The sequence below is a fragment of the Nonomuraea sp. NPDC049400 genome, from assembly GCF_044466425.1.
Taxonomy (GTDB): Bacteria; Actinomycetota; Actinomycetes; order Streptosporangiales; family Streptosporangiaceae; genus Nonomuraea.
The window spans coordinates 40116-60507 of sequence record NZ_JBITMP010000025.1 but is presented as its reverse complement, the minus strand read 5'-3'; the positions used below and the strand labels follow the sequence as shown (position 1 = coordinate 60507).

Sequence of the window (20392 nt, the reverse complement as noted above, 5' to 3'; positions counted from 1 at the left end):
GCCCAGGCCAGAGCCTTCGATAAAGATCCCAGGGCATAGCTGGACAACGATTCATCAGATGAAATCTAGCTCTCGCCACCCGTGTGCCGGCGGCCGGCGTAAGCGCGTTCCTCGGCCGCTTCCTTGTTGTCATCGTCGGCGGACCAGAAATCGGCGGACCCCGGCTGTGGACGCTCCCAGAACCCGCTGTCCTCCATGGACCTGGGCGACGGCGGCAGGTAGTCGTCCCAGCGATCCTCGATCCGTACGGCGGGCCGGTCGGGGGAGGCATCCGACTCGGGAACGTCGGTGACCGCGGAACTGGGCAAGGCGATACGAACCGGAGCCTTACGGTTCTCCGCGACGCCTCGCACCTCCTCCGCCTCAGCGTGGAGCGGAAGCACGGCGGGCACTTCCTTGCGCTTCTGATCCAGAGCCGGCGACGGCGTCCGGTCAGCATCCGCCGCGTCAGGACGCTCCGCCGACAACGGCTGCCGGACCTGTGCCGACCGATCGGGAATGCGAGTCTTGGCGACCGCCAGGATCACCGCGGGCCGTCTCCGGGGCGCCGCTGCGGCGGCGGTGACGCTGTCGCTCCCCTGCTTGACCTGCACCCCACCGGGCGACGGCACGCTCGCGGCGGCAGCGGTCGCACCGGGCGTGGAGCCGCCTGCCCCGACCGCGGCAAGCGCGCGCCGCCGCGCCCAGGCTCCCGCGTGGGCGCCGACCAGCAACAGGAGAGTGCCCGCCGCGACGTAGACGCCGTACTGGCCGAGGTTCCCGATCGGCGACTCGCCCGACTGTGCCTTCGCGTCAACGGGCTGCGCGGGAGCGAACTGCGTGCCGTTCTTCGTATCGGCTGGTGTGAGACCTCCCGTCGCGTCTGCGGTCGGGATCGGGAGGTTGCCGTCGGGGTCGGTGTCGGGTATGGCCGGCAGCTTGGTGGCCGGTCTCTTATGAGTCGTGGGCCTGCTCGTCGGCAGGGTCTGCCTGTTGGCTGGGAGGGTGGGCAGCGGATCGACGTTCTTGGTGGTCTTGGGCGTCCGGGCATCGGCGGTCGTCCTGGGTTTCCGCGCCGCCGGGAAGGCGACGTACGCGGCGGCCGAATTACCCGATCCGATCGAGCCGCCGTCGCCGTCACCCCTGAACGCCTTGACCGCGAACCCCACCTTCTGCCCCTTGGCCTTGGCCGGCACAGACAGTGCCGCCTGGCACGAGGATCCGGAGCACGCGCTGTCGACAGGCAGCCTCCCCACGATGCCGGACTGGCTGTTGGAGACCTCATAAGACTGCAGGTCGGGCTCCGAGCCCTTGGTCCAGGTCACGAGGACCTTGGCGGTGCCCTGCTTGGTGGCCTTCACGTTGCCCGGCACCTCGGGCGGCCGCTGCAGCTTGAACGTGCTGGTCGCGTACGTGGTGCTGGTGATCTCTCCCTTGAGAGTCACGGTGAAGGTGCCGTTGGGGGCGCTGCCGGCGTCGAACGTGCCGGAGATCGTCTGGTTCGCTCCGCCCCCGGCGACCTTCTGACTGGGCATGGAGGGGCCTTGGACGTACAGGCCCACGTTCAGCTGCATCACGCCCGTATGCGCGGAAACGGTCACAGGCGAGTTCGAAACCACCTGACCATCGGAGGGCGAGGTGATCTGCCCGTCGGCACGCAACGTCACCGCGGCAGCCTGAGCAGATCCGCCGAGTGCGACGGACCCCGCCACGATGACTCCTGCGGCCACCACTCTGCCGACAACCGTCACGACGCTTCCTCCATCGAGAGCCTCGCGCCGCCTGACCGCCTTGGGGCGTTCACGCGACGACCGGAAGTGCAGTCCGCCCGGCCGATACGGTCACCGACCGCCCCCGGATCCGCACCCTAGCGACTTCGTCCCGGCTCTCCCAGACGTCCTGTCACATACGGCATGGACCGAGGGTAAGCGGAACCTTACGGGACATATACAACTCTTGGACACCACGTCTAAGTAGTCGTGACTAGATTGCGACCTAACCTCGTAAGCCTCAACCACCACCTCGCTTTTTGCGCACCATTCGACGCATATGTCGGATTAGCCGCCGGCCGGCGCATTGTGGGAGCGAACACCTTGGTGGTGCATTTTGTCCATCTACACTCCTGCCCGTGACTGGAAGTGGACGTGGTGGCTCCTTCTATGACATGCCTCAGGTCTTCGAGCGGTATCTCGAGCATCGGCACAGCGGCGTCTCCAGCCCCAACCACGTGATGGAGGAACCGGCAGTTGGGTAGGGTCGCGGGGCTTCGGGTGCTGGATCTCGGGTGCGGCGACGCGGCCATCGGACAGGTCCTGTTGAACGCCAGTTGCCGGAGTTACCTGGGGTTGGACGGCTCGGCGGCGATGGTCGAGGCCGGCAATGCGGCCTTGCGCGGAACATCCGGCCGCGTGGAACTGGCCGACATCATCGAGGACTTCTCCGCACCACCGTCATCTTTCGATCTGATCGTTTCACGGCTGGCCTTTCACCGAGCATCTACAGCGTGGAGGCCCGTCCTTCATGGCGGGGAGGAAACGCGGAACGTCATCCAGCATTCTGCTTACACCTGACGACGTCGTTTGTAAGGTGATCGGCGTGAGGACGGCGTACAAGTGTCGGGCCTACCCGACACCGCAGCAGGCGAGGGAGTGCGCGCCCATCGAGGACCGTTTCAACGGCGATCTCGCTGAGCTGGCACGTCGGCGTCGTGTTCCATTCTTCCTGCTGCTTGCCGGTACGCGTACCGGATGAATGCACTTCCTGCTGCTTACTGGTGCGCGCGTACTCGATGAGTGCTCTTCGGCCTTGGGACCGCGACGCCGTGCCCGGTGACTCCTCGTGGCTTTCAGCGCCGCGCCCCGCGGCTTGTTTCGATCATGGTGTTGTCACTGCTGGGCCGGCGCGGGCTCTGCCTGTCAGCGTGCGCTTGCCTAATAACGGCAGCGAGATCGGCAATGCGGTCCAGACATCGGCGACCTCGTTGGTGATTTGGCATCGGGTGAGCTCGACGCCGTTCTGCGTGGCGAGGGCGGCGGCTCTGGCGCATGCGTCCTCTGGGTTGATCATCGCTAGCTTTGCCGCTGCCAGGGCGCTGAGGTCAGCGGCGCTGTTCACCCGGTGGAATGCCACGCGTACCGAGCCCAGCGTGGCGAACGCGGTCGCCACGGTCATCAGGAGGCCCATGAGGGCTACGCCCCAGATCGTGGCTGAGCCTCTTTCCTTGGGATTGATCGGTGCCTCCCCTCTCCTGGGGTCTCGTTTCTTCCTGGCCCGCGCCCATCCGCCAGCGCGCTGCACCACCTCCCCGCTCTGAGCGGGTTCGGGGGCTCGGTAGCTCTAAGGGGGAGATCCGGGCTCGGTGTCGGCTGTGGCTGTGGCGAATATGCGGACCGCCGGCAGGGACTGGGCCCAGGGCGGTCGTACTTCTACCGTGATCTCGACTCTTGTGGTCTCCGTCTCTCGGGTTACGGTCACCTGTGCGTCCGCGCGGCTGGCTGCACGGGCTCGGGCGCTGACCTGCTCCAGTGGCTCGCCTCTGGCCGCGGCACGCGCCGCCGCGCGGGCCGCGTCCACGCATTCGAACTGGGTGCCGACGGCTTGGATGGCCCACAATGCGGCTGCCAGGACGACCATGAGCGCGGGCAGCATCGCGGCGGTCTCGGCCGTGACCGACCCCCGCGATGCCGACCGCTTCTCACCCATGGAGGTCCGCGGGTGGCGGAGGGTCATCCGGTGGCGGTGTTGAGTGCTCGATCGATGAGTGATGACAACATTTCCTGGACCTCTGGGCTGCTCACGACCTTGAACAGGAGCGCGGCGAAGGCACAGGCCGCGATGGTGCCCACCGCGTATTCAGCCGTCGACATGCCTCGCTGCCGGTTGATGGCCGCATAGTGGAGCCATTTGTTGCTGCGCGCGTGGCTGGGGCCGGACGGAGCGATCGTGGGCGATGCATCTCCTGCGCTGGATGGCGCGGGGATCTCCTTTGGCGACTTGGCGGTTGGGTTTGCGGATTCTGCCGTGTTGGGCGGTGCTGCCGGGTTGTTTCGGGGCTCGTGGCTGCGACTCTGAGGGATCTTGCTGGTTGTCTCTCTGCCTGGCGTGGTGTGGGGGCTCTGTTTCGAGGCGGCTTTGATGTCGTCTGGCGTGGTGGCGGGACTGTGCATCGTGCCTCCAGGTGGTGCTCGGAGCCGGGGCCTTGTCCGGCGGGATCCCTAGGTTGGCCGAAGCGGGGTGGTGGCCGCCGGACCGAGCGGCGTTCTGTGGACAACGTCGGGTTTTCCACAATCAGGGGAGTTGACCTGGGGTTTTACGGCTGCACTGTCCTGGTTGGCCCGCGAGTGGGTGTAGGCCGGATGGAGTGTCCCAGCCGCCGCGCGGCCTCCGTCGGATCCACACCCGCCGCTATCAGGATGCCGGCCCCGGTCTAAACCCCTCACGAGACGCGACAGGAGGAAGCCGCCAGGCGAGGCGCGACGTGGAGCACGATCGTATTCGGCGGAGCGATCAACGAGTACCGCCCAGCCGGTGGAGTCCCAGCTCAGGCCATACGCATGCCCTGAATCCGTACAGCCTTCAGAAGCGGCTTTTTCGTTGTGCGCGTGACTGGCGCTGGGGTTGGTTGCGTTTCATCGTCGGCTGGCCGGACTGCTGGCGGGAGGGTTCTCGTCGGCGGACTGGACTCTGGCCATAGCGCCCTTGTGGCCAGCGGCGGCAGCGCGACGGAACCACCACTTGGCCTCCTTCTGGGCGCTCATGCCTCCGGCTTCTGGGCGCTCATGCCTCCGGATTTATCGATCATGACAGCGAGATCGAAAGCGGCGTCTGCGTGGCCGGCACGAGCGGCGCGGCGGGTCCATTCCTCGGCTCCGCCGATGCGTTCCGTGAGCCTGAACAGAAGGCTGAGTGCGTACATCGCACCTGCATGCCCGCCCTCAGCGGCACGGAGATAATGGCGCTCGGCTTCATCGACCCTTCCGGTGCCCTCGGCGATGACACCGAGCCTGACCAGGGCATCGACCTGACCTGCGTTGGCCGCGCGGGCATAGCACCTTTTGGCTTCTTTCGTTCTCCGACACCGCTCAAGCAGGATTCCCAGAAGATAGCGAGCATGCTCGTCAAAGCCGATGGCACGGCGAAGCCATTCTTCCGCTTCCTCGTAATCTCTTTTGTGCAGTCTCCCTGTCGGTTGCAGTTGAATCTGTCGGTGTTCGCGTGTTGTCGGTGTTCAGGGTGAATTGTCGGATTCCGCCTTCGATGTCGTCGAACGACACCCGCAACTGCTCGGCGCCGACTGTGCAATCGACCTCGACGTGCTCGGTCCACCGTCTGATGTCAGGCTGAGTACGTTCGATTAGATCCTTTGTGCCTTGGAGGTTTTGATGCGTGCAGGCGTCGTGGTCACCGCACACCCCGATGTGGAGGATCTCGCCGTACAGGCCGAGGAGTTGGGCCTGCACAGTTTCTGGGTCAATGACACCCCGATGGTCCACGGCGACCCCTTCGTCGCCCTGGGGCTGTGTGCGAAGGCCACCAGCCGCATCAGGCTGGGCATCGGCGTGACCTCACCGGCGCTACGCTCGGCCCCGGCCGCCGCGAGCGGGTTCGCCAGCCTCAACGCCCTGGCGCCGGGCCGGATCATCTGCGGGGTCGGCACCGGGAACACCGCCCGGCGCACGCTGGGCATGCGGCCGACCACGGCGGCAACGATGGAGAGCTTCACCGCCGCGCTGCAGGACCTGTGCGCCGGACGGAGCATCGAGTACCGCGAAGGTGACCGGGTCCGCGACGTCCGGTTCCTGCACACCGGGGCGCACGCGAACACGGCCGACCCGATCGAGTTCGTCCTGGCCGCGCTAGGACCGAAGGCCGCCGCTGTCGCCGGCCGCCGCGGCACCGGCCTGATCTCCTTCGGCCTGCTTGACCCCACCGCCTGGCACGCGTTGCACGACGCCCGCCGCCACGCCGCCCACGGCACGCCCCGCGACCCCGACTCCCGCACGGACTCCTACGTGGTCACCGCGCTGCACATACTCGACGAGGACGAGGACCCCCACGGCGACGCGGCCAGGGACGCGACCGGCCACCTCGTCCTGTCGCTGCTGGCCTTCGCCGCCGACACCGCCGCCGACGCACGCGCCTTCGCCGAGCAACTCGGCCCCGAGGAACGCGAGGCGGTGCGGCAACTCCTCGACCGGCGCGGCACCACCGCCACCGCACCCGACCGGCACACCAAGCTCTACCCCAACTACCTCGGACGCATCGCGCCGGAGGATCGGGACCTGATCCTGCCCTCGCTGATGAACACCCTGGCCCTGGTCGGCACCCGCGACGACCTCCGCGCCCGCATCGCCACCCTGGAACGGGCCGGCATCGACGAACTGCTCATCCAGCCGGTGATCGACCCACCCGCCGAGATGGCCCGGCTCGCGAAACTCCTCACCTGAGCGGACCCGCCGGCCGCGCGCACGCGGTTCACCGACAACAAGACCTGAATAACTTGAGCAGAAACCGTTCGAATCAATATGACGGGCCGCAGGCCAGCATGTGTTCCCTCCCGCCAACCTCATCCGGAAGGGACAGTCCGTGTCGGTTGCAGTTGAAGCTCCCGAGGCGATCAGCATCGCGGTCCTCCTCGGCTCGCCGGCCTGGCGCCGCCTGGCCGCCGGAGACGACGAGCAGCTCAGCCGGTTCACCGCGGCGATCGGCCGGCGGCTTGGCGACCCCTTCTACCAGCCGCGCGGTGAACGCGACCCGATCGCCCGCTGGATTGAGCAGGACTGCTCGAGGCCGCCCATCCCGCCCCCGACCACGGGGGCATCCTCGCCGTAGGGTCACCCGGGCCAGGAGGATCAATTCTCACCGACAGGAAACCCTGGGCAACTCCACTCGAAACTGCTCAGGCCAGGGCGTCTTGCCGCAGTTCACCTCATATCCCTCCCGACAGCTTCAACTGGAAGGGACAGCACCCGTCGGGAGGGGTCCCGGTCATGCCGTGCCTACCGCCCTGCCATGCTGGGGTAACGGCTTACTGCATGGCACGATCGCACCTTGCCACGCGTGCGCGCTCACCCGAGGCGTCGAGTCCCGCTGTCTGGTCCCGCGTGTCAGGTCTCAGGCCTGCGCGACAGATCCGGCTCTAGAGGTGAATGACACTCCAGCTGGATGATCTCCGGTATGTCATGTGGATGGCAGTGCCACGGGCTGGGGTGACCAGGGACGTTGAGGGTCTGGTCGCAGTAGCGGCAAACGGGTCAGGGCAGGTCGTAGACCGTGATCGCGATACCGCGCTCGGTCAGCTGCTTGAGGATAAGCGGTTCGATCCGCTCCCAAGAGCCGCCCGCGAGACCAGCGCCGAGCCGAGGCATGTGGACACTCGCGTGAAGGCTCAGAGCTTCGTCGCCCAGAGCGGACAGGCAACGGTCCAGGGCGTCGTAGCGGATGGGCGGGCCGTCCTTGGTGGGCCGGATGCCATGCTGGCCGATCAGGTTCGCGACCCATAGCTCGGGCTCGACCTGCACCAGCCGGATTGCACCCAGCTGGAAGTCGTTACCAGTGCGGTGCCAGGCTCGGTAGTCGGCTTCCGGCTGTGGCCAGCGCCGGGACAGGGCGAGAACGAAGCCCTTGCCCCAGCCGCCGATGTCGTTGCACACGTGGCAGATGACCTTGGGTCCCTGGCCGTGGGGTCGGGTCGCATCGCCGGTCACATAAGAGATCACGGCGTGGAAGGTACGCCAGCGCCCCGACATTCGTGTCTCGCGTGATCATCAGTAGAAAACGTTCTACGGATCATAAGATCGACTTCCATCGAAGCGCTTGTCCCGTCTCGGGACACCTGTCCAGTCCCGCGCTGTGTGATGGGTTTCCTACTGCATCAAGCTTGTGGATCTACGGGATGACGATTGTGGCGGCCAGGCCGGCTATTACCGGAATGATGCCCAGCAGGACGAATGCCGGCAGGAAGCACAGGCCCAACGGGGCCACCGCTTTCACGCCGACGCTTCTGGCCGTGGCTACGGAGGCGGCTCTGGCGGCTTCGCGGGCGTCGTCGGCGAGGCGGGTCAGGACGTCCGCCACCGGGGCGCCACTTTGAGCAGCCCGCCTCATGGCTCGTGCGAGCTGGGCCGTGGCCGGGTCCTTGGCGAGGGTGCCCCAAGTGGGTTCGGGGTCGGCGCCGAGACGTAGCTGGGTGCTGACCCACTTCAGCCGCCGGCCGAGTGGGCCGCCGATCGCGTCGGCGGCTATGTCGGTGGCGGCGCTCACCGGGCGGCCGGCCAGGAGGCATGCGGTCATCAGATCGGCGGCGAACGGCAGGTCGGCCGCGATTCGCCGGCGCTCGTGGTGAGGCCGCTGGGGTTGCTTCTTGTGGAGGAATATCGCGACCGCTGGAGTGGTCAGGATGCCCGCGAGGGTTCCGATGATGCCGCCGATCAGAAGGGCGAGTATCAGCCCTGTGCTGCCGGCGATGATGATCGTCTTGCGGGTGATGCGAGGTGGAGGGAGATCCAGCCAGGTCGGGTGATGTGGCTCCTCGTTCCCGATGTGCGCCCGTTGGTTTTCTGGGCGAAGTCTGGTTGGCGGGCGTAGTCGGGACAGGCGTTCTGTCGGGGTTCGTGGTGAGTACCACAGCCAGGTGGCCGTGCCGGCGAGCAACGCGGACAACAGCTGGAGCATCGGCCAGGTCCAATCAAGATCGGTATGTGACTCGGCTGTGGGTTCAGGCTTGTGCTTGAGCTGCCATGCGGTTGGTCCACCACAGGCCGCAGGCGTCCAGGGCGATGCCTGCTGTCAGGCACATGAGGCCGGGCAGGCTGCCGAACAGGAAGTCCAGGGGGTGCATGTTCAGGGCCGCGGCCATCACAAGGCCGAGGGCGGGGAGGACGGCGAGGAGTCTGGCCGTGGTGCGGGGGCCTGCCAGCTGGGCGGCGACGTCCTGGCGATGGGCTTGGGCTGTGCGTAACGTGGTGCCGACCCGCTCGACCAGCGCGGCCAGGCCCGCGCCCACCGTGACGCCTACCTCCCAGCAGGCTGCCAGTTGGCGTAGGCCCTCGCCTCCTTGGGGTGGAGCTGACGAGATCAGGGCAGCGGAGACGTCGCCGCCGTCCCTTGCCGCCGCGATGACGGGGCGCAGGGCTTCCGGGGTCGGGAGGTCCACTGCGGCTATTGCCCTCATCAATGCCTCTCCGGGGGTACGGCCGGCCGAGAGCTCCGCCGACAATGCCTGGCATAGCTCTATTGACGCCCGGCGCCAGGACTCTGCGCGGCGCGCCGGGGTCGGACGGGCGAACAGCCTGCTCAGGGACCTCCATTGGGGCTTCTGCCCGCCCTCGGTCAGTTTGGCCAGGCGGGTTGTGGGGGTGTCAGGGGCCGTCCACAACCACACGGCGCAGGCTGTGGACAGCGCGGCTACAAGGGCGCCAGTCATCGCGGAACCTCCGACATGCACAACGTGGCTTCCAGGGCGCCGGTCATCGCCCCGCCTTCGGACGCGGATGAGGCACTGCAGCCGGCCGACCGGGTGTTCCTGATCGGCGTGGCGGTGGGGCCCGATGGGAGGTGCTTCAAGCGCGCTCTGGTCTCGCCGAGGTGCCTAGGCATCGGCGCCCAAAGGACGGCGCCACGGTGGGTGTCCGGTCCAGGCCGCGCACGGAGGGCGGTGTCCGGTCCAGGCCGCGCACGGAGGGCGGTGCCTGGTCCACCCGGCGCACGGAGGGCGGTGTCCGGTCCAGTCGGCGCCCCAAGGACGGTGGTCGGTCCAGTGGGGCCGCCGTGCTCCGGGTCGGCTGCGTGAGGCTTCATGGGTGTGCTCTTTGCGACAGGGCCTCGTAGGCCGGGCCGGGGCGGGAGTTTCCCTGTGTGTCGAAGGTCAGGGCGGGGATGGACTCGACGAAGCCGGTCGACGTTCTGGAGAGCAGGCAGATCTCGGCTATGCGCCTTCGGCCGTCCGGGCGTCCGCGGGTCAGGTGGATGACCGCGTCGAGAGCCGCGGCCAGTTGGCTGTGCACGGCTTCCCTGGTCAGGCCCGCCGCGCAGCCCAGCGCCTCCAGGCGAGGTGGTACGTCGGCAGCGGTGTTCGCGTGAAGTGTGCCGCAGCCGCCCTCGTGGCCCGTGTTGAGCGCGGCCAGCAGGTCGACCACCTCGCTGCCTCTCACCTCTCCCACCACCAGGCGGTCCGGGCGCATGCGCAGCGCTTGGCGTACCAGGTCGCGGAGGCCCACGCCGCCCGCGCCCTCCAGGTTGGCCGGGCGGGTTTCCAGGCGGACCACGTGGGGGTGGAGGGGGCGCAGCTCGGCGGAGTCCTCGACCAGGAGGAGGCGCTCTGCCGGGTCGGCCAGCGACAGCAACGCCGACAGGAGCGTGGTCTTGCCCGTGCCGGTGCCGCCCGTCACCAGGAACGCCAGCCTGGCCGTGACCATGGCGGTCAGCACCTCAATCGCGGACGGGGTGACCGTCCCTGCCGACACCAGGTCCTCCAGGGTGAACGTGCGGCGCGGCGGCAGGCGCAGCGACACGCAGGTGCCGCCCGAGGCCACCGGCGGGAGCACGGCGTGCAGGCGGACGCCTCCCGCGAGCCTGGCGTCGACGTACGGGGAGGCGTCGTCCAGTCTCCTGCCGGCGGCGGCCGCGAGGCGCTGGGCCAGCCTGCGCACGGCTCCGTCGTCCGTGAAGGTGACCTGGGTGCGGCGTAGGCCGCCGCCGTCGTCTATCCACACCTCGCGTGGGCCGTTGACCAGGACGTCTGTCACGTCCGGCCGGGCCAGGAGCGGCTCCAGCGGGCCCGCACCCATCAGGTCGGCGCAGAGGGCTCTGGCCACCGCGAGGATCTCCGCGTCGCCGTACACGGATTTCTCGGCTCTCAAGGCCACTGCCACCTGGGCGGCGCTGGGCTCCACGCCTGCCCGGGCCAGGCGTACACGAACCGCTTCCACCAACTCCGGCGAAACGGCTCCTTGGGATGAGGGCAGGGTGGTCATGCCGGGAGAAGGTCTCGTAGGAGGCCGGCGCAGAAGGCGCCCAGCACGGTGCGGGGGCCCAGCCTGGGCAGCTCGCCACGGTTGAGAGTGGCGGTGAGCCTTGGCTGGTCCGGCAGGATGCCGGTGGACGGGATGCCCAGCGAGCCCGCGGCGGTGTCGTCGTCCAGGACTCCTGGCCTGAGCACCGCACGGATGTCAGAGGTGTGTTTGCGTGTTTCGCCCAGCACCTGGACGGTCGACAGGATGCCGCGTACGTCCGCCGTGGCCACGACCAACGTGGTTTTCGCCCTGGTGAGAGCCTCGATCGCGGCGGCGTCCAGATGGCGTGGGAGGTCGACCACGATCAGGTCGAAGCCTCGCTGGCCTGCCTCCAGGACTGAACGCATGGCCTGGGGCGGGATCGCCGCAACGTCGCCCCTGTGGAACGAGAGGACCGCCAGGTCACCGAACGACGGCAGGGCCGCCTGCAGTGCGCTTGAGTTGATCCGGCCCTCGCGGGCCACCAGATCTCCCCAGCGCGCGCCCGATGCCTCCTCCTGGCCCAGCAGCGCGTCGATGCCGCCGCCCAGCGGGTCGGCGTCCACCAGCAGGGTGCGGAGGTGGTCGCCCGAGGCGCGCAGGGCCAGGCAGGCCGACAGGACGCTCGCGCCCGCCCCGCCACGGCCGCCGATCACGCAGATCACGGCCCCGGAACGGGGGTCGGGCTCCATGGCGTCCGCGAACCGCTGCACCAGATGGCGCTCGTCGTCGGGGAGCGCCACGACGGCCTGGGCTCCGACCGCCACGCATTTTCGCCAGGTGTCGGGGTCTTCGGCGGCTCGGGTGACGAGGAGGACCTGGTCTCGGGTGGGCGGCGAGGTCGCGGCCACGGCGTCTGCTTGGTCGGCGCCCACCGCGACCAGCGGGGCCAGGTTCCAGAACGGGCGGGCGTGGGCCGGGACGTGCGCCACGTCGAGCTGGGCGCCTGCTGCGGCCGCTATGCGGACGAGGTCGTCGAGCAGGGCGTGGTCTTCGGTGATGACGAGCGGACGGTGCATTGCCGGCTCCCTGGTGGGGTGGGGTTGGGAGGCCAACGTTGCTGGAGGTGGTGGAGGCGGGGAGAGGGTGAACGCCGTTCTGGGGATTGTGGGTGGATGGTGGGGTGCCGCTGTGGATAACCACCGGTCCGAGGGATCAAGGAACGCCATGGCTTTGAGGCCACGGATGAGCTACTGGCCGGGCGCCGCTGTGATGGGTGCCGCAGTGACCGGACGCCGCTGCGAAGGTCCTGCTGGAGTGGCCGGGAGCGATGGCGCAGCGCCGCTGTGGTCATGCCGCAGTAGCCGGGAGCGATGGCGCAGCGCCGCTGCGTTCGTGCTGGAGTGGCCGGGTGCCGCTACGGCGAAGGGTGCGGCCGGCTCGAGGGCGGCTTGAAGGAAAGGCCGGAAGTGGCGGAAAAGGGGCGACCCCCGCCGGGGGGGAGAGCGGGGGTCGCCGATCGGTCCGGCTCCGGGGGGGTAGAGCCGGTCCCGTTTCAGAAGAAAGCTTTCATCACTTCACCAGAGCCTGGCAAGGGACTGGCAAAGCTACCCCGTGCACGTCGCTCCAGTTTCGGGCGATACCAACGTATGCTGCCCGATCGACTCGAGTTTCGTCGAGGAGCAATCTCGCATTTTCGCCAAGTTTTTTGTCCATGCCATAACGATCACATAAAGAAGATCACTCTCCGTGATCGTCACAGGTTGATAACCGGCTGGCCAGAGGCGCCGGAGGAGGCATATGCCGGGCCTGGCCTCATAGGCGGGTAAAGGTCTTGCTCCGAGGGGTTCCCATCAGGCCGGATCCGGCATAGAAAGGAGTCACGGACCCCTTGTCCGGGTGCATCAGCCGGGCACCCACGCGCGACCAGCCGCGGGAGGCGCGTCGTGACGGGCTTGACCCGCTCCGACGAATAGAGGTGCACGCTTGGTAACCCGGCGTGATGCACCGGCAGACGGCGTCTCTTGACTGAGACGCCGTCAGCTATGTCAGCACCCCGCCCCGCCGAGCGCTCAACCCGCCGAGCACCCCGAACGCCGAGCGCTCAGCCCCTCTGCATGGCCTCGCAGATGGCGGTCGTCTCACGCACTCCGAGGGTTACCGCGGAGGCACACTGTTGTACCCACTGCGCGACGCCCTCCGGCGTCCCGCTCAGGTACGCCCGCAACCCATCGGCATAGCCCCCCTCCAGGTGCCCCACCTCCACGGCCACCAGCGACTTCGGGTCCAGCCCGTACTCGACCAGGGTCAGCCGCTCGGCCGAACGCGCCACGATCCCGTCGGCCGTGCCGAAGGGCCGCAGCACGGCCAGCTCGGCGTGCACCACGGCGGCCAGCACGATCGCGGGCGCCTTGGTGGCCCCCTCCAGCAGGCCGGACAGCCCGTCCATGCGTGCCGCCGCCTCAGAGGCCCCTGGCGCGGGGCCCAGGCCGAGCGGGTCCGGCGCGTCGAAGGACGCCGAGCGCGGACGGCCCAGGGAAGAGTCCGGCGCGAGACCGGCGGCCGCCACCGCGTGCAGGCGGGCGAGCACCTGCCTGGGCGCCGTACGCCAGGTCGAGCCCATCCGGCCCATCTCCGCCGACGCGCGCAGCGCCCCCTGGACCAGCGGGTCGCGGACCTCGTCCCGGCGCAGAGCGTCGAGGGACACGTCCACGCCCTCCAGGCAGGCCGACGCACGGGCGCCGCGCAGGGACGACTCCGTGGACACCGCCGGGCTGGCCCGGCGCAGGACGCGGTGGCGATACAGCCTGTCGACGGCCAGCCGCGCCGAGTCCACGGCCTCGGCCACGCCGGGCAACTCCGCGATGACAGCCAATGGGTCACTCACGGGAACCGACCCTACCCGCGGGTACGGCCCGACCGTACCAGCGTCCCCGACAGCCGCGCCGCGGCCGGGAAAGCTCGCCGGTCGAATATCCGCAAGCCTTTATGGGTCCCCTCCCGATTTCGGGATGACAACATTTCAATAGCGTTTGTTAGGCGACCTGATAAGCAGGGGCCCTTCGGTACGGACCTGTCTAGACCTCTTGTGTGTGGAGCCTGTGAGCTGGTGAAGTGGGACACGACGTATCCAATCTGGCCATAGAAGGAGCACGAGGTGGCCCCGGAGACCCCTGGCAACGAGACCCAGGCGCTGTCCAACCTGCTGCAGGAGAACCGCCGGTTCGCACCGCCGGCTGACCTGGCGGCGGCCGCGAACGTGACCGCCGCCGCATATGACGAGGCCGCCGCCGACCGTCTCGCCTTCTGGGAGCGCGCAGCCGAGCGGCTGACCTGGGCCAAACGGTGGGAGAAGACGCTCGAGTGGAATCCCCCGTTCGCCAAGTGGTTCATCGGCGGCGAGCTCAACGTGGCCTACAACTGCGTCGACCGCCACGTCGATGAGGGCCGCGGCGACAAGGTCGCCTACTACTGGGAGGGCGAGCCCGAGGGTGACACCCGTACCCTCACCTACAACGACCTCAAGCGCGAGGTCAGCAAGACCGCCAACGCCCTCCAGGAGCTCGGCGTCGCCAAGGGCGACCGCGTGGCCATCTACATGCCGATGATCCCCGAGCTGCCGATCGCGATGCTGGCCTGCGCCCGCATCGGGGCGATCCACTCGGTGGTGTTCGGCGGGTTCTCGGCCTCGGCGCTGAAGAGCCGGATCGACGACGCCGACGCCAAGCTCGTCATCACCGCCGACGGCGGCTACCGCCGGGGCAACCCGTCGGCGCTCAAGCCCACGGTGGACGAGGCCGTCGCCGAGTGCCCCCAGGTCGAGCACGTCCTCGTCGTACGCCGCACCGGCCAGGACGTCGCCACCGGCGACAAGGACGTGTGGTGGCACGACGTGGTCGACCGGCAGAGCGACCAGCACACCGCCGAGCCCCACGACGCCGAGGACCCGCTGTACATCCTCTACACCAGCGGCACCACCGGAAAGCCCAAGGGCATCCTGCACACCACCGGCGGCTATCTGACGCAGACCGCCTGGACGCACAACGCGGTCTTCGACCTCAAGCCCGAGACCGATATCTACTGGTGCACGGCCGACATCGGCTGGGTGACGGGCCACTCCTACATCGTGTACGGCCCTCTGGCCAACGGCGCCACCAGCGTCATCTACGAGGGCACCCCCGACACCCCGCACCGCGGCAGGTTCTGGGAGATCGTGCAGAAGTACAAGATCACGATCCTCTACACGGCGCCCACGGCGATCAGGACGTTCATGAAGTGGGGCGACGACATCCCCGCCAAGTTCGACATGTCCAGCCTGCGCATCCTGGGCTCCGTCGGCGAGCCGATCAACCCCGAGGCGTACGTCTGGTACCGCGAGCACATCGGCCACGACCGCTGCCCGGTGGTCGACACGTGGTGGCAGACGGAGACGGGCGCCATCATGATCAGCCCTCTCCCCGGCGTCACCGCGGGCAAGCCGGGCGCCGCGATGCGCCCGCTCCCCGGCATCACCGCGGACGTGGTCGACGACCAGGGCAACAGCGTGCCCAACGGAGGCGGCGGCTTCCTCGTGGTCCGCGAGCCGTGGCCGTCGATGCTGCGCACGATCTGGGGCGACGACCAGCGCTACATCGACACGTACTGGAGCAGGTTCGAGGGGATGTACTTCCCCGGCGACGGCGCGAAGCGGGACGAGGACGGCGACCTGTGGCTGCTCGGCCGCGTGGACGACGTCATGCTCGTCTCCGGCCACAACATCTCGACCACGGAGGTGGAGAGCGCCCTGGTCAGCCACCCGAAGGTGGCCGAGGCGGCCGTGGTCGGCGCGACCGACCCGGTGACGGGCCAGGCGATCGTGTCGTTCGTGATCCTGCGCGGCACGGCGGAGGAGAGCGACGACATCGCCGCCGAGCTGCGCAACCACGTGGCCAAGACCCTGGGCCCGATCGCCAAGCCGCGCCAGATCCTGGTCGTGCCCGAGCTGCCCAAGACCCGCTCCGGCAAGATCATGCGCCGCCTCCTGCGCGACGTGGCGGAGAACCGCAGCATCGGCGACGTCACCACCCTGGCCGACAGCACGGTGATGAACCTGATCTCGGAGAAGCTCCCGTCGGCGAAGTCCGAGGACTGATCCCCGCATGAAGGGCGTATGTCCCTATATAGGGATATGCGCCCTTTATGGGTACGCTGACACCTAGGTGTGCCGGGAAGTCTGGTCGGCGTGACGACGACGTTCCGACCGAGGGATTCCCATGCGTACCGCAAAGAGCCGCCCTGCCCGCGCCATCGCCGAGGCCCTCCGCACCGAGACCATCGGCGGGATCATCATGCTCACCGCCACGGTCGCCGCTCTGGCCTGGGCGAACATGTCCCCCGACAGCTACGACGCGCTCCGCGAGACCCGGCTCGGCCCCATGCAGCTGTACAAGTGGGCACAGGACGGCCTGCTGACGATCTTCTTCTTCGTGGCGGGCCTGGAGGTCAAGGCGGAACTGGTCCACGGCGAGCTGGCGAACGTCCGCAAGGCCGCACTCCCGATCATCGCGTCCCTGTCCGGAATGGTGGTGCCAGCCATCGTCTACCTGGTGGTCAGCTGGGGCGAGCACGACGCCGCCCGCGGCTGGGCGATCCCGATGGCCACCGACATCGCCTTCGCCCTCGCCGTGCTCGCCGTGACGGCCAGCGCGATGCCGGCGGCGCTCCGCGCGTTCCTGCTGACCTGCGCGGTCGTGGACGACCTCGGCGCGATCACGGTCATCGCCGTCTTCTACACGAGCCACGTGGACGTCCTCATGCTGCTCCTGGGCGCCGCCCTGCTGGCCGCGTACGCCCTGCTGCCGCACCAGAAGCTCACCCTCGTGCCGCTGGGCGTGGCCGCCTGGTACGCCGTCGAGGCGAGCGGGGTGCACGCCACCGTGGCGGGCGTGGCACTGGGCCTGCTGACCCGTACGACCGCGAACGCCGAGGCGGCCGACCACTACTTCCGGCCGATTTCGGCTGGTCTGGCGGTGCCCGTGTTCGCGTTCCTGTCGGCGGGGGTGAAGCTGGACGGATCCAGCCTGGGCGCTATCTTGTCCGATCGGGTAGTTCTGGGAGTGATAGCGGGACTCGTGCTCGGTAAGTTCGTCGGCGTGTTCGGCGGCGCCTGGCTGTCGGTGCGGCTCGGCCTGGCAAAACTGTCGGAAGAGCTCCATTGGCGGGACATGGCGGCGGTGTCGTTGCTGGCCGGGATCGGGTTCACGGTTTCACTGCTGATCGGCGACCTGGCGTACGGTGACGACCGGCAGCGAGCCGAAGCCGTCACCACCGGGATCCTCGCGGCCAGCGTCATCGCGTCGATCCTGGCGGCGGTGCTGCTTCACGTGAGGGTGCGCAAGCATCGCATTGCGCTGGATGATGTTTGACACGGCCACCAGGCCTCGATAGGAGACGTTCATGCCGCAGACTCCCGAGGAAGAATCCCTGGGCTCGCTGGTCGCCCAGGCGAGCAGTCACATCTCGTCCCTGGTCCGCTCCGAGATCGAGCTCGCCAAGGCCGAGTTCAGGTTCGACGCCAAGCGGGTCGGGACGGCAGTCGGGGCCTTCGCCGCCGCCGCCTTCATGGCGCACCTGTGCCTGATCCTCGCCTCTTTCGCGGGCGCCTACGCGCTGGCCCTCGTGATGCCCATCTGGCTGGCCTTCCTCATCGTGACGGTGATCTACTTGCTGCTGGCGGGTGCGGGGGTGTTCTACGGGATCAGACGGCTCAAGGGATTGGCCGGGATGAAGCGCACCGCGAGATCGATCAAGGGGCTCAAGGAGATCGCCACGCCCGAGGACGAGACGCTTCCCGCGGTCCGCCCCAGTCGCGAGCCGGTGACACGCGATGGCACCTGACGAGTCGGTCGTCCAGATCGAGGGGCCCTGGACACACCGCGCGGTCCACGCCGGCGGCACCCGCTTCCACGTCGTCGAGGCCGGCGAGGGACCGCTGGTGCTGCTGCTGCACGGGTTCCCGCAGTTCTGGTGGACCTGGCGCAACCAGCTCGTCTCGCTGCCGAAGGCCGGATACCGGGCAGTCGCGGCCGATCTGCGCGGCTACGGCGGCAGCGACAAGCCGCCGCGCGGCTACGACCTGCCCACGCTGGCGGCCGACGCGACCGGGCTGATCAGGGCTCTGGGCGAGACCGGGGCGATCGTGGTCGGGCACGACTGGGGCGGGCTGCTGGCCTGGACGATGGCCGTGCTCGAGCCCAAGTGCGTGCGCCGGCTGGTCGCCGTGTCCGCCGCGCATCCGCTGCGGCTGCGCAGCGCGCTGTTCTTCGATCCGTTCGGCCAGCTCAAGGCCAGCGGGCAGACGTTCGGCCACCAGCTGCCGCTGCTGCCGGAACACCGGCTCAGGCGCCGCGACGCGGCTCTGGTGGGCCGGCTGCTCGACCGGTGGTCACGCCCGGGGTGGCCCGATCCCGAGACCGCGCGGGTCTATCGAGAGGCGTTCCGCATCCCCGCCGTGGCACACTCGGCTCTCGAGTACCACCGCTGGTTCGGCCGCTCCCAGCTGCGCCCCGACGGCCGCCGCTACGCCAGGGCCATGCGCACCGAGATCCAGGCCCCCACGCTGCACCTGCACGGGGCGCTCGACCCGCGCCTCCTGCCGCGTACGGCGCAGGGTTCGGGCCGCTACGTGGCGGCTCCATACCGGTGGCGGCTGTTCGAAGGAGCCGGCCACTTCCCTCACGAGGAGATCCCCGACGTGTTCGACACCGAGCTGCTCGGCTGGCTGGCCGATCCGGAGCCCGACCGATGAGAGACCGCGATCCCGAGGGCAGGCCGCGCAGCGCCAGGCCGCGCGACGCGTACGGCAGGCCGCTCCCCTACGGCGAACCCGGCGTGCCCAGGGTCCCCGACGACTACGCGCCCACCGCGGAGCAGGCCCTGGCCGAGGGCCGCCGCTTCCTGCGCGAGGGGCTGCCGTTCAACGCGCACGAGGTGTTCGAGGGCCGCTGGAAATGCGCGCCCGAGGAGGAGCGCGAGCTCTGGCAGGGCCTCGCGCAGATCTGCGTCGGCCTGACGCACCTCCAGCGCGGCAACGGGCGCGGGGCGGTGACCCTCTTCAGCCGGGGCTCCGCCAAGGCCCAGGGGTACGGCGGTGCGTACGACGCGGTCGGCAAGGCGGCCTCGGGCCTGAGCCAGGACAGCGACCCCGGCGAGGCCATCGCCCTGATCCTCGCCAAGCTCCCGGACTAGCGCGGCCCGTAGCTCCTGCGGGTCACCCCAAAGGCAAGGGGGTCAGTCGCACTGCTGGGTGCTGGCCTGCGTGGTGTCGTTCCTGCCCTGGGCCGCGTCGGGGGCGACCTCCTCGGCGGTCAGGACGTAGCCGGTGTCGGCTTCGTTGGTCGCCGCGGCGAAGATCACGCCGTAGACGCGCCCGTCCACCGTGAGCAGCGGCCCACCCGAGTTGCCCGGCAGCACCCTGCCGCGGATCGCGTAGACCTTGCGCCTGACCGTGGTGTCGCGGTAGATGTCGGGCCCCTCGGCGTCGAGCTGGCGGCCGATCCTGGCCGGCTCGGCGGTGAAGCCCTTGCTCTTGGGGAACCCGGCGATGATCGCGTTGTCGCCCCGTCCGCCGTCGCCGTCGAAGGCGAGCTGCGGCAGGTCGAGGCCGGGCACGTACAGGATGGCGATGTCGCGCCGCGGGTTGTAGCGCACGACGGTGGCGGCGTGCGGCTTGTTGGCGGAGTCGACGACCTGCAGGTCACGGGTGACGCCCGCCACCACGTGGGCGTTGGTCATGATCCGGTCGGGCGCGTAGACGAAGCCGGTGCCCTCGATGTGCTTGTTGCAGCTCTCGGCGTTGCCCTGGACCTTGACGATGCCCAGCCGGGCCCGCTTCAGCTTGTTGCCCTGCAGCACGCTCTGATCGGGCGGCGGCACGTCGATGAGCTGGTCCGCGCCGATCGCGTCGAAGACGGGCGGGAACTCCGAGCGGTCGATGAACTTCTTGAACGGCTGCTGCCAGTCGCGCGCGGCCTGCGGGATCGCCTCGTCGACCGTGGTCAGCAGCGCGGAGTTCTTCACCTGGTCGACGAGCGGGGTGAACGCCGTCGAGACGATCAGCGAGCCGATCAGCCAGGCGATGACCAGCACGGACAGCGCGCTGGTGAACGTGCCCCCGACCGCGTCGGCCACCCTGGCGGGCTCCCAGGTCACATGGCTGCGCACGACGGCGCCGAGGGTCGAGGAGGCGAACTGGCCGATGGTGGCGGAGAGGAAGACGATCACGATCGCCAGCAGCGCCTGCGGCGTGTCGCCGCTGACCACGGCCTTGGAGATCGGCGGCGCGATGAAGACGCCGAGCACGGCCCCGCCCACGAACCCCACGAAGCTCATGACCCCGATGATGAAGCCCTGCCGGTAACCCGAGATACCGAAGGCGATCACGAGGCCGATCAAGATGAGGTCAAGCAGATCACCGCGCACGTTTCAAAGGTAACCAGGGATTC

The 20392-nt window shown here is 68.9% G+C and carries 20 protein-coding genes; 9 read left to right on the top strand and 11 right to left on the bottom strand.

Going from position 1 to position 20392, the window contains the following annotated elements; all coding sequences use genetic code 11:
- Nucleotides 1-65: 65 nt before the first annotated feature.
- Entirely contained in the window at nt 66-1730 is a 1665-nt protein-coding gene (locus tag ACIBVN_RS33640; protein ID WP_397143345.1) for a hypothetical protein, read from the bottom strand.
- Nucleotides 1731-2249: 519 nt separating this feature from the next.
- Between ACIBVN_RS33640 and ACIBVN_RS33635 the strand changes: the two genes are divergently transcribed.
- Nucleotides 2250-2549: a class I SAM-dependent methyltransferase gene (locus ACIBVN_RS33635; protein WP_397143343.1), complete on the top strand. Its 300-nt coding sequence runs from the start codon at nt 2250-2252 to the stop codon at nt 2547-2549.
- Nucleotides 2550-2853: 304 nt separating this feature from the next.
- On the opposite strand, the gene ACIBVN_RS33630 is transcribed toward ACIBVN_RS33635, so the two are convergent.
- Genes ACIBVN_RS33630 through ACIBVN_RS33620 form a run of 3 tightly spaced genes read right to left on the bottom strand, consistent with a single transcriptional unit; the run spans nt 2854 to nt 4145 of the window.
- Complete coding sequence (locus ACIBVN_RS33630; protein WP_397143526.1) at nt 2854-3276, bottom strand: Rv3654c family TadE-like protein; 423 nt, start codon at nt 3274-3276, stop codon at nt 2854-2856.
- Nucleotides 3277-3315: 39 nt separating this feature from the next.
- Nucleotides 3316-3681 carry a TadE family type IV pilus minor pilin gene (locus tag ACIBVN_RS33625; RefSeq protein WP_397143341.1) on the bottom strand — a complete coding sequence of 122 codons (366 nt, stop codon included), beginning with the start codon at nt 3679-3681 and terminating at the stop codon, nt 3316-3318.
- A 23-nt stretch (nt 3682-3704) separates the two neighbouring features.
- A complete protein-coding gene (locus ACIBVN_RS33620; protein ID WP_397143340.1) occupies nt 3705-4145 on the bottom strand; it encodes a DUF4244 domain-containing protein in 441 nt (146 codons plus the stop codon).
- A 662-nt stretch (nt 4146-4807) separates the two neighbouring features.
- On the opposite strand from ACIBVN_RS33620, the gene ACIBVN_RS33615 reads away from it, so the two are divergent.
- From ACIBVN_RS33615 to ACIBVN_RS33605, 3 genes are all read left to right on the top strand, one after another.
- On the top strand, nt 4808-5215 hold the full coding sequence (locus tag ACIBVN_RS33615) for a hypothetical protein (protein ID WP_397143338.1): 408 nt from the start codon (nt 4808-4810) through the stop codon (nt 5213-5215).
- Between the two features lie 145 nt (nt 5216-5360).
- Nucleotides 5361-6425, top strand: coding sequence for an LLM class flavin-dependent oxidoreductase (locus ACIBVN_RS33610; protein WP_397143336.1), 1065 nt, complete (start codon nt 5361-5363; stop codon nt 6423-6425).
- A 139-nt stretch (nt 6426-6564) separates the two neighbouring features.
- Complete coding sequence (locus ACIBVN_RS33605) at nt 6565-6810, top strand: hypothetical protein (RefSeq protein ID WP_397143335.1); 246 nt, start codon at nt 6565-6567, stop codon at nt 6808-6810.
- Between the two features lie 422 nt (nt 6811-7232).
- On the opposite strand, the gene ACIBVN_RS33600 is transcribed toward ACIBVN_RS33605, so the two are convergent.
- From ACIBVN_RS33600 to ACIBVN_RS33575, 6 genes are all read right to left on the bottom strand, one after another.
- A complete protein-coding gene (locus ACIBVN_RS33600) occupies nt 7233-7697 on the bottom strand; it encodes a macro domain-containing protein (RefSeq protein WP_397143333.1) in 465 nt (154 codons plus the stop codon).
- Between the two features lie 169 nt (nt 7698-7866).
- The gene (locus tag ACIBVN_RS33595) at nt 7867-8652 is read right to left on the bottom strand and encodes a type II secretion system F family protein (protein ID WP_397143331.1); all 786 of its coding nucleotides are present in this window, start codon (nt 8650-8652) and stop codon (nt 7867-7869) included.
- A gap of 43 nt (nt 8653-8695) precedes the next feature.
- On the bottom strand, nt 8696-9403 hold the full coding sequence (locus ACIBVN_RS33590) for a type II secretion system F family protein (protein ID WP_397143330.1): 708 nt from the start codon (nt 9401-9403) through the stop codon (nt 8696-8698).
- A gap of 370 nt (nt 9404-9773) precedes the next feature.
- On the bottom strand, nt 9774-10952 hold the full coding sequence (locus ACIBVN_RS33585) for a TadA family conjugal transfer-associated ATPase (RefSeq protein WP_397143328.1): 1179 nt from the start codon (nt 10950-10952) through the stop codon (nt 9774-9776).
- Complete coding sequence (gene ssd / locus ACIBVN_RS33580; RefSeq protein ID WP_397143326.1) at nt 10949-11989, bottom strand: septum site-determining protein Ssd; 1041 nt, start codon at nt 11987-11989, stop codon at nt 10949-10951. The genes ACIBVN_RS33585 and ssd overlap by 4 nt, the downstream gene beginning before the upstream one ends.
- Nucleotides 11990-13014: 1025 nt before the next feature.
- A complete protein-coding gene (locus ACIBVN_RS33575) occupies nt 13015-13797 on the bottom strand; it encodes an oxidoreductase (protein WP_397143324.1) in 783 nt (260 codons plus the stop codon).
- 270 nt (nt 13798-14067) lie between these two features.
- Between ACIBVN_RS33575 and acs the strand changes: the two genes are divergently transcribed.
- From acs to ACIBVN_RS33550, 5 genes are all read left to right on the top strand, one after another.
- A complete protein-coding gene (acs, locus tag ACIBVN_RS33570) occupies nt 14068-16041 on the top strand; it encodes an acetate--CoA ligase (RefSeq protein ID WP_397143323.1) in 1974 nt (657 codons plus the stop codon).
- 121 nt (nt 16042-16162) lie between these two features.
- Nucleotides 16163-17314, top strand: coding sequence for a Na+/H+ antiporter NhaA (nhaA, locus tag ACIBVN_RS33565; RefSeq protein WP_397143321.1), 1152 nt, complete (start codon nt 16163-16165; stop codon nt 17312-17314).
- 31 nt (nt 17315-17345) lie between these two features.
- Nucleotides 17346-17786: a phage holin family protein gene (locus ACIBVN_RS33560; RefSeq protein WP_397143319.1), complete on the top strand. Its 441-nt coding sequence runs from the start codon at nt 17346-17348 to the stop codon at nt 17784-17786.
- Nucleotides 17776-18696 carry an alpha/beta fold hydrolase gene (locus tag ACIBVN_RS33555; RefSeq protein WP_397143317.1) on the top strand — a complete coding sequence of 307 codons (921 nt, stop codon included), beginning with the start codon at nt 17776-17778 and terminating at the stop codon, nt 18694-18696. The genes ACIBVN_RS33560 and ACIBVN_RS33555 overlap by 11 nt, the downstream gene beginning before the upstream one ends.
- A complete protein-coding gene (locus tag ACIBVN_RS33550; RefSeq protein WP_397143315.1) occupies nt 18693-19136 on the top strand; it encodes a DUF309 domain-containing protein in 444 nt (147 codons plus the stop codon). The genes ACIBVN_RS33555 and ACIBVN_RS33550 overlap by 4 nt, the downstream gene beginning before the upstream one ends.
- Before the next feature lie 42 nt (nt 19137-19178).
- Here the strand turns inward: ACIBVN_RS33550 and ACIBVN_RS33545 are convergent, their stop codons facing one another.
- On the bottom strand, nt 19179-20369 hold the full coding sequence (locus ACIBVN_RS33545; protein WP_397143313.1) for a MarP family serine protease: 1191 nt from the start codon (nt 20367-20369) through the stop codon (nt 19179-19181).
- Between the last annotated feature and the right edge of the window lie 23 nt (nt 20370-20392).

What these genes read in the sequence shown, in the direction of transcription:
- ACIBVN_RS33555 (WP_397143317.1), top strand. Translation starts at nt 17,776, where the DNA reads ATGGCACCTGACGAGTCGGTCGTCCAGATCGAGGGGCCCTGGACACAC.
- ACIBVN_RS33610 (WP_397143336.1), top strand. Translation starts at nt 5,361, where the DNA reads ATGCGTGCAGGCGTCGTGGTCACCGCACACCCCGATGTGGAGGATCTC.
- nhaA (WP_397143321.1), top strand. Translation starts at nt 16,163, where the DNA reads ATGCGTACCGCAAAGAGCCGCCCTGCCCGCGCCATCGCCGAGGCCCTC.
- ACIBVN_RS33595 (WP_397143331.1), bottom strand. Translation starts at nt 8,652, where the DNA reads ATGCTCCAGCTGTTGTCCGCGTTGCTCGCCGGCACGGCCACCTGGCTG.
- ACIBVN_RS33550 (WP_397143315.1), top strand. Translation starts at nt 18,693, where the DNA reads ATGAGAGACCGCGATCCCGAGGGCAGGCCGCGCAGCGCCAGGCCGCGC.
- ACIBVN_RS33620 (WP_397143340.1), bottom strand. Translation starts at nt 4,145, where the DNA reads ATGCACAGTCCCGCCACCACGCCAGACGACATCAAAGCCGCCTCGAAA.
- ACIBVN_RS33560 (WP_397143319.1), top strand. Translation starts at nt 17,346, where the DNA reads ATGCCGCAGACTCCCGAGGAAGAATCCCTGGGCTCGCTGGTCGCCCAG.
- ACIBVN_RS33625 (WP_397143341.1), bottom strand. Translation starts at nt 3,681, where the DNA reads ATGGGTGAGAAGCGGTCGGCATCGCGGGGGTCGGTCACGGCCGAGACC.
- ACIBVN_RS33585 (WP_397143328.1), bottom strand. Translation starts at nt 10,952, where the DNA reads ATGACCACCCTGCCCTCATCCCAAGGAGCCGTTTCGCCGGAGTTGGTG.
- ssd (WP_397143326.1), bottom strand. Translation starts at nt 11,989, where the DNA reads ATGCACCGTCCGCTCGTCATCACCGAAGACCACGCCCTGCTCGACGAC.
- ACIBVN_RS33590 (WP_397143330.1), bottom strand. Translation starts at nt 9,403, where the DNA reads ATGACTGGCGCCCTTGTAGCCGCGCTGTCCACAGCCTGCGCCGTGTGG.